The 14,733-nt window shown below is 46.7% G+C and carries 14 protein-coding genes and 1 tRNA gene; 11 read left to right on the top strand and 4 right to left on the bottom strand.

Going from position 1 to position 14,733, the window contains the following annotated elements:
- Positions 1-78: 78 nt before the first annotated feature.
- The 5 genes from rapZ (at position 79) to KCTCHS21_RS02635 (ending at position 4,160) form a co-directional block, all read left to right on the top strand.
- On the top strand, positions 79-975 hold the full coding sequence (rapZ, locus tag KCTCHS21_RS02615; RefSeq protein WP_130604989.1) for an RNase adapter RapZ: 897 nt from the start codon (positions 79-81) through the stop codon (positions 973-975).
- Between the two features lie 4 nt (positions 976-979).
- Complete coding sequence (locus KCTCHS21_RS02620; protein WP_130604990.1) at positions 980-1,966, top strand: gluconeogenesis factor YvcK family protein; 987 nt, start codon at positions 980-982, stop codon at positions 1,964-1,966.
- Positions 1,967-1,971: 5 nt separating this feature from the next.
- Positions 1,972-2,907 carry a DNA-binding protein WhiA gene (gene whiA, locus KCTCHS21_RS02625; RefSeq protein ID WP_130604991.1) on the top strand — a complete coding sequence of 312 codons (936 nt, stop codon included), beginning with the start codon at positions 1,972-1,974 and terminating at the stop codon, positions 2,905-2,907.
- 103 nt (positions 2,908-3,010) lie between these two features.
- Positions 3,011-3,280 carry an HPr family phosphocarrier protein gene (locus KCTCHS21_RS02630; protein ID WP_094042918.1) on the top strand — a complete coding sequence of 90 codons (270 nt, stop codon included), beginning with the start codon at positions 3,011-3,013 and terminating at the stop codon, positions 3,278-3,280.
- A gap of 118 nt (positions 3,281-3,398) precedes the next feature.
- Complete coding sequence (locus KCTCHS21_RS02635) at positions 3,399-4,160, top strand: SIMPL domain-containing protein (protein WP_157993924.1); 762 nt, start codon at positions 3,399-3,401, stop codon at positions 4,158-4,160.
- 156 nt (positions 4,161-4,316) lie between these two features.
- On the opposite strand, the gene sda is transcribed toward KCTCHS21_RS02635, so the two are convergent.
- The 3 genes from sda to KCTCHS21_RS02650 form a co-directional block, all read right to left on the bottom strand.
- Positions 4,317-4,577 (bottom strand): sporulation histidine kinase inhibitor Sda, encoded by a 261-nt coding sequence (gene sda, locus KCTCHS21_RS02640; RefSeq protein ID WP_232058050.1) that lies wholly within the window; start codon positions 4,575-4,577, stop codon positions 4,317-4,319.
- A gap of 639 nt (positions 4,578-5,216) precedes the next feature.
- Positions 5,217-5,801 carry an ATP-dependent Clp endopeptidase proteolytic subunit ClpP gene (gene clpP / locus KCTCHS21_RS02645; protein WP_130604993.1) on the bottom strand — a complete coding sequence of 195 codons (585 nt, stop codon included), beginning with the start codon at positions 5,799-5,801 and terminating at the stop codon, positions 5,217-5,219.
- Between the two features lie 194 nt (positions 5,802-5,995).
- Positions 5,996-6,070: transfer RNA gene (locus KCTCHS21_RS02650), tRNA-Arg, on the bottom strand.
- A gap of 228 nt (positions 6,071-6,298) precedes the next feature.
- Here KCTCHS21_RS02650 and KCTCHS21_RS02655 point away from each other — a divergent pair.
- The 6 genes from KCTCHS21_RS02655 (at position 6,299) to eno (ending at position 13,679) form a co-directional block, all read left to right on the top strand.
- Complete coding sequence (locus KCTCHS21_RS02655) at positions 6,299-7,321, top strand: sugar-binding transcriptional regulator (protein ID WP_130604994.1); 1,023 nt, start codon at positions 6,299-6,301, stop codon at positions 7,319-7,321.
- Positions 7,322-7,442: 121 nt separating this feature from the next.
- Positions 7,443-8,453 (top strand): type I glyceraldehyde-3-phosphate dehydrogenase, encoded by a 1,011-nt coding sequence (gene gap, locus KCTCHS21_RS02660; RefSeq protein WP_130604995.1) that lies wholly within the window; start codon positions 7,443-7,445, stop codon positions 8,451-8,453.
- A gap of 416 nt (positions 8,454-8,869) precedes the next feature.
- A complete protein-coding gene (locus tag KCTCHS21_RS02665; RefSeq protein WP_130604996.1) occupies positions 8,870-10,051 on the top strand; it encodes a phosphoglycerate kinase in 1,182 nt (393 codons plus the stop codon).
- 11 nt (positions 10,052-10,062) lie between these two features.
- Positions 10,063-10,818, top strand: a complete 756-nt coding sequence (gene tpiA / locus KCTCHS21_RS02670) for a triose-phosphate isomerase (protein WP_130604997.1) — start codon at positions 10,063-10,065, stop codon at positions 10,816-10,818.
- A 1-nt stretch (position 10,819) separates the two neighbouring features.
- The gene (gpmI, locus tag KCTCHS21_RS02675; protein ID WP_130604998.1) at positions 10,820-12,352 is read left to right on the top strand and encodes a 2,3-bisphosphoglycerate-independent phosphoglycerate mutase; all 1,533 of its coding nucleotides are present in this window, start codon (positions 10,820-10,822) and stop codon (positions 12,350-12,352) included.
- A gap of 34 nt (positions 12,353-12,386) precedes the next feature.
- On the top strand, positions 12,387-13,679 hold the full coding sequence (gene eno, locus KCTCHS21_RS02680) for a phosphopyruvate hydratase (protein ID WP_130604999.1): 1,293 nt from the start codon (positions 12,387-12,389) through the stop codon (positions 13,677-13,679).
- Between the two features lie 92 nt (positions 13,680-13,771).
- Here eno and KCTCHS21_RS02685 read toward each other — a convergent pair whose 3' ends face one another.
- Positions 13,772-14,674: a LysR family transcriptional regulator gene (locus KCTCHS21_RS02685; protein WP_130605000.1), complete on the bottom strand. Its 903-nt coding sequence runs from the start codon at positions 14,672-14,674 to the stop codon at positions 13,772-13,774.
- Between the last annotated feature and the right edge of the window lie 59 nt (positions 14,675-14,733).

The following is a 14,733-nucleotide window of genomic DNA, read 5'->3' on the forward strand; positions in this document are numbered from 1 at the left end:
GCAGGCGCCCGACTCCCCTGGTTCTGTCAGGCGAGTCGGGCGCTCTGTTGTTAATAGCTACAGAGGGTGGGGATAAGCATGGATACGATTACGGCTAAACCGACGCTACTTATTATTACAGGAATGTCGGGTGCTGGAAAGACGATTGCAGTACAGAGCTTGGAGGACTTGGGTTTTTTCTGCGTCGATAACTTACCTCCAGTACTTATACCTAAATTTGCTGAATTAATTGAGCAGTCACAAGGACGCATTGCTAAAGTAGCGTTAGTTATTGATTTGCGAGGAAGAGAATTTTTCACGGCATTATCGGAGTCCTTGAATCATATTCGTGAGCATTATACCATTCATTACGAAATTCTATTTTTGGATGCAACGGATGCAATTCTCGTACAGCGCTACAAGGAAAGCCGGCGTCGGCACCCGCTAGCTCCGGATGGATTGCCTCTTGAAGGCATACACATGGAGCGGAAGCTGCTTGAGGATTTGAAGGGCTGGGCCACTCAGGTTATCGATACAAGCAGTCTTAAACCCGCGGCGTTAAAGGAAAAGATTATTGGTCGCTTTACAAACCTGGATCGCAATAATATTTCCATTAACGTAACTTCATTCGGGTTTAAGTACGGAGTTCCAATAGATGCTGATTTGATCTTTGATGTACGTTTCCTACCCAATCCTCATTACGTAGAGCAGCTCCGACCTAAGACGGGAGTGGACCCAGAGGTTTATGACTATGTAATGAAATGGCCAGAAACACAAACATTCCTGACCAAATTGCTCGATATGCTGCAATATTTAATTCCCTTGTATCATAAAGAAGGTAAAAGCCAGGTCGTTATTGGAATTGGGTGTACCGGAGGAAAGCATCGTTCAGTAGCTTTGGCGGAATACTTAGGTCGTAGGCTAGGCTCAAGCGATACTGAGTTGGTACGAGTGAGCCACCGCGATTCCGATCGCGATCGGCAGGAGCTGAGGTGAGGCTATGAAGGATAAGCTGAATCTCGCCCGTAAACCGCGGATTGTCGTCATTGGTGGTGGTACGGGGCTATCTGTCATGCTGCGCGGATTAAAGCAGAAGCCGCTAGATATTACGGCTATTGTAACGGTTGCAGATGATGGAGGAAGCTCTGGTATTTTGCGGGAAGAGCTACAAATCCCTCCTCCTGGGGACATCAGGAACGTGTTGTCTGCTCTATCGGATACGGAGCCTTTATTAGCGGAGGTTCTCAAGTATAGGTTCTCGAACGGGACGGGGTTAGCTGGACATAGTCTTGGCAATCTTATACTTGCTGCGATGACAGACATAACCGGGGATTTCGTAACGGGAATAACCGAGCTTAGTCGAATATTTGCTGTTCGGGGGCGCGTACTGCCGGCGGCGAATCAAGCGATTGTACTAAAGGCCGAGATGGAAGACGGATCAATTGTCGTCGGGGAATCTCGGATTCCGAAATCAGGCTTGGCTATTCGTAAAGTATTTCTTGAGCCAGCTGACGTAGAGGCGCTTCCTGAAGCCGTTCAGGCTCTTCAAGAAGCAGATGCGATTCTTATTGGGCCTGGTAGCTTATACACGAGTATACTCCCCAACTTGATCGTACCTAAGCTAGCGGAAGCAATCATTCAATCGAATGCGGTTAAGCTATTCGTGTGTAATGTAATGACGCAGCCGGGAGAAACGGACAATTATTCCGTTAGCGACCATCTAGCTGCTGTTCATGCGCATATTGGCCACCATCTATTCGATTACGTTATCGTGAATGATGGAGAGATTCCTCCGCAAGTACAAGAGCTTTATGCAGAGAAGGGTTCAACTGCTGTGCATTTGGATTTGGAAGAAGTAACGAGCCGTGGATACAAGGTTATTGCAGATACACTTGTGCTGTTCCGAACCTATTTACGGCATGATGCTGCAAAATTAAGTAATCATATTTACCATCTGGTTGAGGATTGGATGTTGCGAAAGGGGTGAAAGGCATGTCATTTGCGGCGCTAACGAAAAAGGAATTAACACTGATTGAAAACGATAGCTGCTGTGAAAAGGCAGAGCTATCCGCTTTGATCAGGATGAATGGCACGATCTCGTTGACCAATAAACGGGTCGTCCTGGATATCGCCACCGAGAATGCCGCAATTTCACGCCGGATGTACACCCTTCTGAAGCGACATTTTAACGTAGTGACGGAATTGTTAGTTCGTAAGAAAATGAGGCTTAAGAAAAACAATGTGTATGTCGTGCGTGTACCTGCAGGTGCGGAAGCTATTCTGAACGATCTATCCATCGTTTCAGAAGGATTTCTCTTCCATCCAAGCATAGATAAGGATTTAGTCCGGAAATCATGCTGTAAAAAAGCTTATTTACGCGGGGCGTTCTTAGCAGGCGGTTCGGTAAACAATCCAGAAGGCTCCTCGTATCACTTGGAAATTTCTTCGATGTATGAGGAGCATTGCCAGGCGTTAGTAGATCTTGCTAATAAGTTTCATCTGAACGCAAGATTTATCGAACGTAAGAAAGGCTTTATTCTTTACATTAAAGAAGGCGAAAAGATCATCGAATTTCTAAGTCTTATCGGGGCGCACCAAGCCTTGTTCAAATTCGAGGATGTTCGTATCATGCGGGATATGCGTAATTCAGTTAATCGGATTGTCAATTGCGAGACGGCTAATCTTAACAAAACGATTGGTGCGGCAGTTAGACAAATAGACAACATCAAGCTTCTGTCCAAGGAAGTGGGCTTAAATAATTTGCCTGATAAGCTACGCGAGGTAGCTGAGGTAAGGCTCCAGCATCCGGATATTAACTTAAAGGAAGTCGGAGATTTGCTTAAAGGACAGGTTAGTAAATCGGGCGTAAACCACCGACTTAGGAAGCTTGATGAGTGGGCAGAAAAAATCCGGAATGGCGGAGCATAATCCGTATGGCGTATTTGTTCATATCAATGTTATAATAGTAAAGAAACTATAGCACGGGGGTCCCGATTAGCGGGACGAAATAAAGACAGGGGGTATCCGGTCCATGACGAGACAGCCGGTGGTAGTTCGGCTTAAAACGGGTCTTCACGCCAGACCGGCGGCACTATTCGTGCAGGAAGCCAATAAATTCTCCTCAGACGTCTTCGTGGAGAAGGATGAGAAAAAAGTAAACGCGAAAAGCATCATGGGTATTATGAGCCTAGCGATCAGCTCCGGTACGGAAGTAGCGATCAGCGCGGAAGGTTCCGACGCAGAGCAAGCTGTAACCGCTTTAGTGCAGCTTGTAAGCAAAGAAGAGCTGGAGAACCAATAAGTACCAATTATGCAAAGCTCCCGCAAGGGGGCTTTTTGCATTTAATAGCATCCGTTGAAACATTTGGATGGTCTAATGCGTTAGATGGTAAACGGGAAAAAAAGGAGAAATGAGAGTAATGGGACGACATCATTTGAAGGTGCTAGTAGTTGCTGCTGCTGTAGTAATTGGATCTGTTGGATTGGTTAGAGGGGGTGGCGATATCGTTTCAGCACAGTCTGTACCTGCGGTAACATCGGCGGCCTATACGATCACTGTAGGAGCAACGGGGACAATTAAGGTAGAGCCAGATGTCGCTTATTTGAGCTTGGCAGTTGAATCTCAGGGATCGAAGGCTTTGGAAGCCCAGCAAGCGAATGCGGATAAGTTCGCTGCAGTAGAGAAGACGTTATACGAGAAGTTCTCAATCGATAAGAAGGATGTCAAAACAACAGGCTTTGGCGTTCAGCCGGACTATGATTACACAGAGAAGGAAGGGCGTGTGCTGAAGGGTTATGTTGCAGTTCACTCCGTTCAAGTGACGTACCGTAAGATTACAGAAATCGGTAAGCTACTCGATGCTCTAACGGCATCGGGCGCTAATCGATTGGATGGTGTACAATTCGGCACGGAGAAGAATGACCAATATGAGCTAGAGGCGCTTAAGAAAGCAATGGCTAATGCTTCGAAAAAAGCAAATGTACTTGCAGCCTCTTCCAACCGCAAATTAAAAGGGGTACTTAATGTTGTACAGGGAGATGTTTCTAACATCCCGATTGTGTATGGGATGGAAGCAGCTAAGGCGCAGATGAGTGATATGCTTGGTGGCTCATCCACATCCGTGCAAACGGGACAGATTGAGATCCGCGCGAATGTAACCGTGCAATACGAAATGAAGTAGTTGATTTATGTGCGATATGATTGGAGAAGAGGCGGGGACTTGTTCCTTCGCCTCTTCTTTGTGTTCATTAAAGATCAGCTGCAAGTGAGGGATGGAAAAATAAAAACCGCCAACCTATGAGGAGGGCGGTGACGATTAAGGGGCGCAGTAGTTTGATTATGCTTCCTTGTAATGACTTATTTGGCGAATGGAGAGTGCCTCTTCCAATAATTCAATGAATTCATCGGATAAGTTCATTTTCTTGGCTTCCCTATAAACCTCAAGAAGGTGTTCGTCTTTCAATGGGCGTAGCAATGACGCTTTATCACTTAATCTGCGTGCAGCCACCATGTCGATGTGGCCTTCATTGATGTTTCGATAAGGCGCGTTGTCTTCATTTGTATTGGTCACAAGGTACGGATAGGACCGTTCAGGCATAAAGATCCCTCCCTCTCTTCCAGAGTTCCTAAGAGATAACTAGAATTGGAGGTAATTGGTATAACCTCATAAAACAGTTTACCATGGATTGTCCGCCTAGCAGAGAGGGTATTCAAAGTTTTGAATTTATGTTGACACATGCATTAAGTTGTGTTAAATCAGGGTTGTCTTGTGGCTAAGTTTTCTTGAGGCAAAAATTTTTGGTGAAATTTATATCTTATACCGCAAAAGGGGGGGGCCATCCTAGAAATAACGCACTGAGGGCTACTAAGAGTCGAGGATTCTGGGACTTTTCTAGGAATAACGCACTGAGGGCTACTAAGGATCGAGGATTCTGGGACTTTTCTAGGAATAACGCACTGAGGGCTACTAAGGATCGAGGATTCTGGGACTTTTCTAGAAATAACGCACTGAGGGCTACTAAAAGTTGAGGATTCTGGGACTTATCTTGGAATAACGCACTGAGGGCTACTAAGGATCGAGGATTCTGGGACTTTTCTAGAAATAACGCACTGAGGGCTACTAAGGATCGAGGATTCTGGGGATTTTTCCGAAAGAACCATAATAATACGAAAAGAAGCCGCCCATAAGTGAACTTACGAGTGGCTTCTTTAAGGTTTACTCTAATAAGATGTGAGTTTAAACGACCTTGTCGATTACTTTGTCGATGAGGCCATACTGCTGGGCAACTTCTGCTTCCATGAAATTGTCGCGGTCTGTATCCTTCTCAATACGTTCCAAAGGCTGACCTGTACGTTCTGACAGAATGCCATTCAATTTATCTCTTAGCTTCAGAATCCGTCGAGCCCGAATTTCAATGTCACTGGCTTGACCTTCTGCACCACCAAGTGGCTGGTGAATCATCACTTCACTATTAGGAAGTGCGAAGCGCTTGCCTTTGGCGCCTGCTGCAAGCAGGAATGCTCCCATTGATGCGGCCATACCGACACAGATTGTAGAAACATCTGGTTTGATGAACTGCATGGTATCGTAAATGGCCATACCGGAAGTGATGGAGCCGCCGGGGCTGTTAATGTAGAGGTGGATGTCTTTTTCTGGATCTTCGGCTGCTAGGAACAGCAGCTGGGCGATGATAGAGTTGGCAACCACGTCATTCACCTGAGTACCTAAAAATACGATTCGATCTTTGAGTAAGCGGGAATAGATGTCGTACGCCCGTTCTCCTCTGTTGGTTTGCTCGACAACCATAGGCACAAAACTCATGTTTGACGTCCCTCCTCATGTTTTGGTTTTATAATCATAGCGAATCTGCAGGTAAAAGTCAAAGAAAGTCAAAGAGGCTTTTGAAGGAAACTTATAGGTAGTGATAAACCGCATATAAGGGGCCGAGAATCAAAAAAACCGACCGTATGGAACGGTCGGTTGTGCTGTATGCTATTGGTTGGAGAAATAAAATTTGGCGCGCCCGTGAGGAATCGAACCTCAATCTCAGCCTTCGGAGGGCTGCGTCATATCCGTTGGACCACGGGCGCTCGTTTAGTACAGCAAGAGTTATTATATGTGATACGGTGTTAAAAAGCAAGAGAAAACGGGCTCTTATATTTGATAATTTCGTGTACGGGAGGTCTTGCAACTATGAGGAAAATTCGTTAAAATGAAGGTGGGACTTAAAAAGGGGTGGCGGGACGATTTACGTCCAACTAAGTAGTGAGCTTGCTACCGCTTAAAGCCATTCGGTCTCAGGAGGATACACGGAGAGAATGCGGGAAATCGTTGAGATTCAGAAGAAGCTACTCCCTGATCTTCTGCAGGTGATGGAAAAAAGGTACCAAATTCTGCACCGGGTATACATGACGGGTACAATTGGTCGTCGCACGCTTGCTTCTAGCGTCGATATGACGGAGCGGGTGCTACGAACAGAGCTTGAGGTTCTACGTGCACAAGGGCTGTTAGATACAGCAACGGCGGGTATGACACTTAGCGATAGCGGACGCCAGCTTGTAGAAGATATGGAGCCGATCGTTAAGGAATTGTTCGGGCTATCGGATTTAGAAGAAAAGGTACGTGCAGCGTTCGGATTAAATAAGGTTATTATTGTAGCAGGCGACTCAGACACTTCCGACCATATTAAAATGGAGCTCGGAATGGCTGGAAGCCGAGTGCTACGGGATAGTCTTTCGCCAGGGGATGTCGTTGCGGTAATGGGTGGTTCTACGATGGCTCGCATGGCAGCGCAATTCGCAATGCCATCACAGCTGAAGGAAAACTGGTTCGTACCTGCTAGGGGCGGCTTGGGTGAAAGTGTTGACTATCAGGCAAATACAATTGCCTCGGAGTTAGCTAAGCGTACAGGAGCACGATATCGTATGCTCCACGTACCCGATCATCTAAGTGAGGAAGCATATAAGACGATCATGCAGGACCCTAATGTAAGTGAAGTGGTCGACATGATACGCGGTGCAAGGATTGTCGTACATGGCATTGGTGATGCTGCAACTATGGCAAGACGCCGTAAGCTCAATAATGAGACTATGGATGAGCTTGTAAAAGATGGAGCACTTGCGGAAGCCTTTGGTTACTATTTTGATCGTAACGGCAAAGTCGTACATCGAATGGCAACAGCTGGCTTGCGTCTGGAGGACATTGAAGCTGCGGGTATTGTCATCGGCATCGCAGGCGGGAAAAGCAAGGGCGAAGCGATCGCATCAGTTATGAGGTTTGGGCATGACGATATACTTGTTACGGATGAAGCTGGAGCTATAGAAGCTTTACGACATGTATAATTGGTTACATTAAGTTTTAACAGCTGTAATAGGGTAATCCTATTTAATAGTGATCTCGGCGCTTACGGCGCCTGATATATAGATCAAAAAAAAGATAGTTATTCCAAGGAGGAAACCAATCATGGCAGTAGTAAAAGTTGGTATTAACGGATTTGGACGTATTGGACGTAACGTATTCCGCGCATCTCTAGGCAACCCGAATGTAGAGATCGTTGCGATCAACGACCTGACTGACGTTAACACGCTTGCTCACCTTCTCAAATATGATACAACTCACGGCAAATTGGACGGAACGGTTGAAGTGGGCGAAGGCGCACTTATCGTAAACGGCAGAACAGTTAAAGTATTCGCTGAGCGTGATCCTGGTAACCTGCCTTGGTCTTCTGTAGGTGCTGAAATCGTTGTTGAATCTACAGGTATCTTTACTGCTAAAGAAAAAGCAGAGCTTCACTTGAAAGGCGGCGCGAAGAAAGTTATTATCTCCGCTCCTGCTACGAACGAAGACATCACTATCGTTATGGGCGTTAACAACGACAAATACGATCCATCTGCTCATACAATTATCTCTAACGCTTCTTGTACAACGAACTGCTTGGCACCATTCGCTAAAGTATTGAATGACCAATTCGGAATCGTTAAAGGCATGATGAACACAATCCATTCTTACACGAACGATCAAAGCGTTCTTGATCTTCCGCATAAGGATTTGCGTCGTGCTCGTGCAGCTGCTGAGAACATCATTCCTTCTTCCACGGGTGCTGCTAAGGCTGTTTCCCTTGTATTGCCTGAATTGAAAGGCAAATTGAACGGAATGTCCATGCGTGTTCCTACTCCGAACGTATCCGTAACGGATCTCGTTGCTGAGTTGAAAGTAAATGTTACAGTTGAAGAAGTTAACGCGGCTCTGAAAGCTGCTGCTGACGGTCCTCTTAAAGGAATTCTTAACTACTCCGAAGAGCCGCTTGTTTCTAGTGACTACAACGGCGATCCTGCTTCTTCCACAATCGATTCATTGTCCACAATGGTTGTAGAAGGCAACATGGTTAAAGTTATTTCTTGGTATGACAACGAGTGGGGCTATTCCAACCGCGTTGTTGACTTGGCTGCTTTTATTGCAAGCAAAGGTCTATAAGAGAATACGCATCCCCCTAAGTCCCCCTTCCCGAAGGGGGATTCCAAGGGCTCTGCCCTCTGGACACCCGTTGGTTGTCGGGAGAGCGGCTTTTGGTGGAGGATAGGGTTACAGTGTGCTAGGATCGCTCCGTCCCGGATTTGCTCTGCAAACCGGGACTACGCTTTACCTAGGGAGCAGGCAGGGGACCCCGTTTCGCGCTTTGCTGCGCTCCGGGCTCTGGGGAAGAGCGAGACTCCCCTGCGCAAGACTGCGCTTCTTATGGGAGCATGATGAAGAGCGATGCTCCCCCGCGCAAGACTGCGCTTCTAGGGGAGCTTAAACAAATACATTAGTACGGACACTTGTTAGGCTCCCTTATCTGGAGCCTAGCTTTGCGCCCGGAGATATACAGACCATCCGAGGAGGTTTGACTCTTGAACAAGAAAAGCGTAAGAGAAGTCGATGTTGCAGGGAAGAAAGTATTTGTTCGGGTTGACTTTAACGTACCGCTTGAGAATGGCGTTATTACTGATGACACTCGTATTCGCGAGACATTGCCTACAATCAAGTACTTGATCGAGAATGGCGCAAAGGTTATCCTGGCTAGTCACTTAGGTCGTCCTAAAGGCGAAGTCGTTGAGGGTCTTCGTTTGACTGCTGTTGCTGCTCGTCTTTCTGAACTGCTAGGTAAGCCAGTTAGCAAGTCTGACGAAGTTGTTGGCGCTAGTGTAACGGCTCAAGTAGCTGAGCTGAATGATGGCGATGTATTGCTGCTTGAAAATGTACGGTTCCACCCAGGTGAAGAGAGCAACGATTCCGAATTGGCCAAAGCTTTCGCTGACTTGGCTGATTTGTTCGTGAACGACGCATTTGGCGCTGCTCACCGGGCACATGCTTCTACTGAAGGCATCGCGCATCACATTCCAGCAGTGTCTGGCTTGTTGATGGAGAAAGAGCTGGATGTACTGGGTAAAGCTTTGCACAATCCTGAGCGTCCTTTCACGGCAATCGTTGGTGGGTCTAAGGTTAAGGACAAAATCGATGTTATCAATAAGATGATTGAGATTGCAGATAATATTATTATTGGCGGCGGGCTGACTTACACTTTCCTGAAAGCTCAAGGAAAAGAAATCGGCCTTTCGTTGTGTGATGATTCCAAGCTGGAACTGACGCTGGAGTTTGTTGAGAAGGCGAAGAAGCTTGGTAAGAACCTTTACTTGCCGATTGATATCGTTATTGCTGATGACTTCAAAGTAGATGCTAACAAAGACATCGTTGATATTGATCACATTCCTGTTGGCTGGGAAGGCGTAGATATCGGACCTAAAACGCGTGAAATTTACGCTGAAGTGATTAAGAATTCCAAGCTTGTTGTATGGAACGGACCGATGGGCGTATTTGAATTAGAGCCATTCTCCCACGGTACACGTGCAGTAGCTCAAGCTTGTGCTACTACTGATGCTTACACGATCATTGGCGGTGGAGATTCTGCTGCTGCGGCTGAGAAGTTTAAGCTTGCTGATCAAATGAACCATATTTCTACAGGTGGCGGAGCTTCGCTGGAATTCATGGAAGGTAAAGTCCTTCCGGGCGTTGTAGCCCTAAACGACAAATAGAGGTGACATAAATGAGCAGAACACCAATTATTGCGGGTAACTGGAAAATGTTCAAAACAGCTGGCGAAGCTACTGCTTTCGTTGCTGAGGTTAAAGGCAAAGCTGAGGTTGCTGGAGTAGAGAGCGTGATCTGCGCTCCGTTTACTGCACTTCCTGCTTTGATTGAAGCTGTTAAAGGCACGACGATCAAAGTCGGTGCACAAAACCTTCATTTCGAAGACAATGGCGCTTATACAGGCGAAATCAGCGGTGTATTCCTGAAGGATCTTGGCGTTCATTACGTCATCATCGGTCACTCGGAGCGTCGTCAATATTTTGCTGAATCGGATGAGATCGTGAACAAGAAAGCCCACGCGGCATTCCGTCATGGCCTTACTCCAATTATCTGTGTTGGCGAGAAGCTTGAAGAGCGTGAAGCTGGCCAGACAAAAGAAGTTGTACGCGTTCAAACAGAAGGCGGGCTCGCAGGATTGACTGCTGAGCAGGTTGCTGAATCCGTTATTGCTTATGAGCCAATCTGGGCAATCGGGACTGGTAAATCCTCCACTTCTGAAGATGCAAACGAAGTAACTAGCTACATCCGTGGCGTTGTGGCTGGACTGTTCAGTGCTGAAGTAGCTGATAAGGTTCGCATTCAATACGGCGGAAGCGTTAAGCCGAACACAGTAGCTGAATATATGGGTCAATCCGATATCGACGGTGCTTTGGTTGGTGGCGCTAGCCTTGAGCCAGCTTCCTTCGTGGCGTTAGTCGAAGGGGCGAAGTAAGATGACAGCTCCGAGACCGGTTGCGCTTATTATTCTCGATGGCTTTGGCCTTCGTGAGACCACTCATGGTAATGCCGTTGCCCAAGCCAACAAACCGAACTTTGATCGTTTATGGAACACGTTTCCCCATACAACGCTAACGGCTTGCGGGGAAGCAGTCGGACTACCGGAAGGACAAATGGGTAATTCCGAGGTCGGACATCTTAACATCGGCTCAGGCCGGATCGTGTATCAGGATTTGACTCGTATTTCTAAATCGATTCGCGATGAGGACTTTTACGATAATTCCACTTTACTCGGTGCGGTACAGCATGCGAAAGCCAACAACAAGAAGCTTCATTTGTACGGCTTAGTATCCGATGGTGGTGTTCATAGCCACATCGCTCATCTATTCGCGCTATTGGAGCTGGCTAAGAAGGAAGGCTTGGAGCAAGTGTACATCCATGCTTTCCTCGATGGTCGTGATGTGTCGCCAGACAGTGCGGTTGGTTACTTAACTCAATTGCAAGGCAAGATTGAAGAGCTTGGTGTAGGACAAGTTGCTACAATCCAGGGTCGGTATTACGCGATGGATCGTGACAAGCGCTGGGAGCGGACAGAGAAATCTTACCGCGCAATGGTGTATGGAGATGGCCCGACGGCAGTAGATCCGATTCAAGCCGTGAAGGAATCTTACGAGAAGTCCGTATATGATGAGTTCGTCCTGCCGACAGTAATCGTAGGAGCAGATGGAAAGCCAGTCGGACTGGTTGAGTCTGAGGATGCGGTTATTTTCTTCAACTTCCGCCCTGACCGTGCTATACAATTATCTAATGTTTTCACGAATGAAGATTTCCGTGGCTTCGATCGTGGAGATAATTTCCCTAAAAACCTGTATTTCGTCTGCATGACGCTTTTTGCGGAAACCGTAGGCGGGTTTGTTGCGTATAAGCCTAAGGAACTTGATAACACTTTAGGTGAAGTTCTAGTACAGCATGGTAAAAAACAGCTCAGAATTGCCGAAACGGAAAAGTACCCGCACGTTACGTTCTTTTTTAGTGGTGGACGGGATCACGTTCTGGAAGGCGAAACTCGCATACTCATCAATTCACCGAAGGTTGCCACTTATGACCTTCAGCCAGAGATGAGCATTTACGAGGTAACGAGCTCGTTGCTGAAGGAAATCGAAGCGGAGCATCATGACGCGATTATCCTTAACTTCGCTAATGCGGACATGGTTGGTCACTCGGGTATGCTTGAGCCGACGATTAAAGCGGTAGAAGCAACAGATGAGTGCCTAGGTCGCGTAGTTGAAGCAGTAACTGCCAAAGGTGGAGTTTGCGTCATTATTGCCGATCATGGCAATGCAGACATGGTTATCGACGATAACGAGCGTCCTTTCACGGCGCATACGACGAACCCTGTTCCTTGTATCGTGACAGAAGCGGGTCATACGCTTCGTGATGGCGGTATTCTTGCGGACGTCGCACCGACGATTCTCAAGCTCATGCAGCTTCCACAGCCAGAGCAAATGACAGGTAAGTCCTTGTTTTAACCTAATTCATATTTAACTTAGAGGAGTGTTACTCATGACAATTATTTCTGATGTTTACGCACGCGAAGTATTGGACTCCCGGGGAAATCCGACAGTTGAGGTTGAAGTTCGTTTGGAATCCGGTGCTTTAGGCCGCGCTATCGTTCCATCCGGCGCCTCCACAGGTGCTCATGAAGCAGTTGAGCTTCGTGATGGCGACAAAGACCGTTATCTAGGTAAAGGCGTACTTAAAGCGGTTGATAACGTTAATACAATCATCGCTCCTGAACTTATCGGATACGATGCTCTTGAGCAAGTTGTAATCGATCAAAAAATGATCGAAATCGACGGAACTCATAACAAAGCTAAGCTGGGAGCTAACGCTATCCTTGCAGTATCCATTGCAACAGCTCGTGCAGCTGCAGAAGCTCTTGATGTTCCTTTGTACACTTACCTCGGCGGCTTCAATGCGAAAACATTGCCAGTTCCAATGATGAACATCATCAACGGTGGCGCTCACGCGGACAACAATGTTGACGTACAAGAATTCATGGTATTGCCAGTTGGCGCACCTACATTCGCTGAAGCTCTTCGTATGGGCGCAGAAATTTTCCACTCCCTTAAGGGCGTATTGAACAAAAAAGGTCTTAACACTGCTGTAGGCGATGAGGGTGGATTCGCTCCTAACTTCGCTTCCAACGAAGAAGCAATCACGACTGTTATCGAAGCGATCGAAAAAGCAGGCTTCAAGCCAGGCGTTGACGTATTCCTTGGTATGGACGTTGCTTCTACAGAGTTTTTCAAAGACGGTAAATACCACCTCGAAGGCGAAGGCAAGTCCTACACGCCTGCTGAGTTCGTTGATCTGCTTGCTAGCTGGGCAGACAAATACCCTATCATCACAATCGAAGATGGTTGCTCCGAAGATGACTGGGAAGGTTGGAAATTGCTTACTGAGAAATTGGGCGGCAAAATCCAACTCGTTGGAGACGATTTGTTCGTAACGAACACTGAGCGTCTTGCTGATGGTATCGAAAAAGGCGTAGGTAACTCCATTCTAGTTAAAGTTAACCAAATCGGTACTTTGACAGAAACTTTCGATGCTATCGAAATGGCGAAACGCGCTGGCTACACAGCTGTTATCTCTCACCGTTCCGGCGAATCCGAAGACAGCACAATCGCTGACATCGCAGTTGCTACTAATGCAGGTCAGATCAAAACGGGCGCACCTTCCCGTTCCGACCGTGTTGCGAAATACAACCAATTGCTTCGCATCGAAGACAACTTGGGAACTACTGCGATCTATGCAGGCAAAAAGGCGTTCTACAACCTTAGAAACTTCAAGTAATACGAGCTCCATCACATACATCTTAGTCAGACATCAAGATAACAAGAAGACCGGACCCTTGCGCTTATGCGCGGTTCGGTCTTTTTATCTTTTTAAATAACTAGCGGAGGGTGCTCCATGCGGATCTTCTCTTTGAGTATCTCTAGAAAGTTTTCAGTAGCCGTGCTAAGGGTGAGAGGCTCCTTCTTTCTCAGAATCCCAGTTACAAGGCCATAATTAAGGTCATAAACAGCTTTGAGTACGGTATTCTCAGGGATGGGATCAGCTGTAATGATCGGTACGACGGCTAGTCCGAAATCTGCCTGAACATAAAATTTGAGCGCGGACATGTTACCGATTTCGATGCTGTGGTAGGGGAGTCCACCTTTCTCCAGCAGGGAGGATTCCAGCTTCTTGCGATAAGGGCAGCCTGAGGTTGTAATAAGAATGTCCGAATCCTTCATATCGCGTAAATAGATGGTGTCTTGATTAGCCAAAGGATGGGTTTTGTGCATAAGCAAACCAACCTGTTCAACAAACAAAGGCTCGAAGATATGGTTCTGGGCACTTTCCGGAGTTGTGCAGAGGGCAATATCAATGACATCATCCTCTAGCATTTGATTTAAGGCCGCTGTATTTCCGATCTGAATGCTGACCTGAACAAGCGGATATTTTTGCATAAATGCTTTCATAATGTGCGGCATTCTGTAGCTTGCCGTTGGCTCCATTACTCCGATTCGAATGACTCCAATCTCACCGCTTGTTAACCCCACCATCGAATGGTAAAGAAAATCGTACTCCTTCAACAAAGTGACTGATTTCTCCAAAAATAATCTTCCAGCCTCAGTAAGCTGAATCTTCTTCCCTCTCGTCAGCAGCTTCTGCCCAATATCCTTCTCCAGCTTCTGTATATGCAATGTAATCGTAGATTGGACGTATTGAAGCTCCTCGGCAGCGCGCTGAAAGCTGCCGTATTTGACAATAGTCTGAAAGGTTTTAATGCTGCGAATATCCATGCTAACCCTCTCCAATTCCTTGTAGATGATCAATTACAGATGAAAGTCAATTCGAAAAA

It is taken from the genome of Cohnella abietis, from assembly GCF_004295585.1.
GTDB lineage: Bacteria > Bacillota > Bacilli > Paenibacillales > Paenibacillaceae > Cohnella > Cohnella abietis.

What these genes read in the sequence shown, in the direction of transcription:
- rapZ (WP_130604989.1), top strand. Translation starts at nt 79, where the DNA reads ATGGATACGATTACGGCTAAACCGACGCTACTTATTATTACAGGAATG.
- KCTCHS21_RS02620 (WP_130604990.1), top strand. Translation starts at nt 980, where the DNA reads ATGAAGGATAAGCTGAATCTCGCCCGTAAACCGCGGATTGTCGTCATT.
- whiA (WP_130604991.1), top strand. Translation starts at nt 1,972, where the DNA reads ATGTCATTTGCGGCGCTAACGAAAAAGGAATTAACACTGATTGAAAAC.
- KCTCHS21_RS02630 (WP_094042918.1), top strand. Translation starts at nt 3,011, where the DNA reads ATGACGAGACAGCCGGTGGTAGTTCGGCTTAAAACGGGTCTTCACGCC.
- KCTCHS21_RS02635 (WP_157993924.1), top strand. Translation starts at nt 3,399, where the DNA reads ATGGGACGACATCATTTGAAGGTGCTAGTAGTTGCTGCTGCTGTAGTA.
- sda (WP_232058050.1), bottom strand. Translation starts at nt 4,577, where the DNA reads ATGCCTGAACGGTCCTATCCGTACCTTGTGACCAATACAAATGAAGAC.
- clpP (WP_130604993.1), bottom strand. Translation starts at nt 5,801, where the DNA reads ATGAGTTTTGTGCCTATGGTTGTCGAGCAAACCAACAGAGGAGAACGG.
- KCTCHS21_RS02655 (WP_130604994.1), top strand. Translation starts at nt 6,299, where the DNA reads ATGCGGGAAATCGTTGAGATTCAGAAGAAGCTACTCCCTGATCTTCTG.
- gap (WP_130604995.1), top strand. Translation starts at nt 7,443, where the DNA reads ATGGCAGTAGTAAAAGTTGGTATTAACGGATTTGGACGTATTGGACGT.
- tpiA (WP_130604997.1), top strand. Translation starts at nt 10,063, where the DNA reads ATGAGCAGAACACCAATTATTGCGGGTAACTGGAAAATGTTCAAAACA.
- gpmI (WP_130604998.1), top strand. Translation starts at nt 10,820, where the DNA reads ATGACAGCTCCGAGACCGGTTGCGCTTATTATTCTCGATGGCTTTGGC.
- eno (WP_130604999.1), top strand. Translation starts at nt 12,387, where the DNA reads ATGACAATTATTTCTGATGTTTACGCACGCGAAGTATTGGACTCCCGG.
- KCTCHS21_RS02685 (WP_130605000.1), bottom strand. Translation starts at nt 14,674, where the DNA reads ATGGATATTCGCAGCATTAAAACCTTTCAGACTATTGTCAAATACGGC.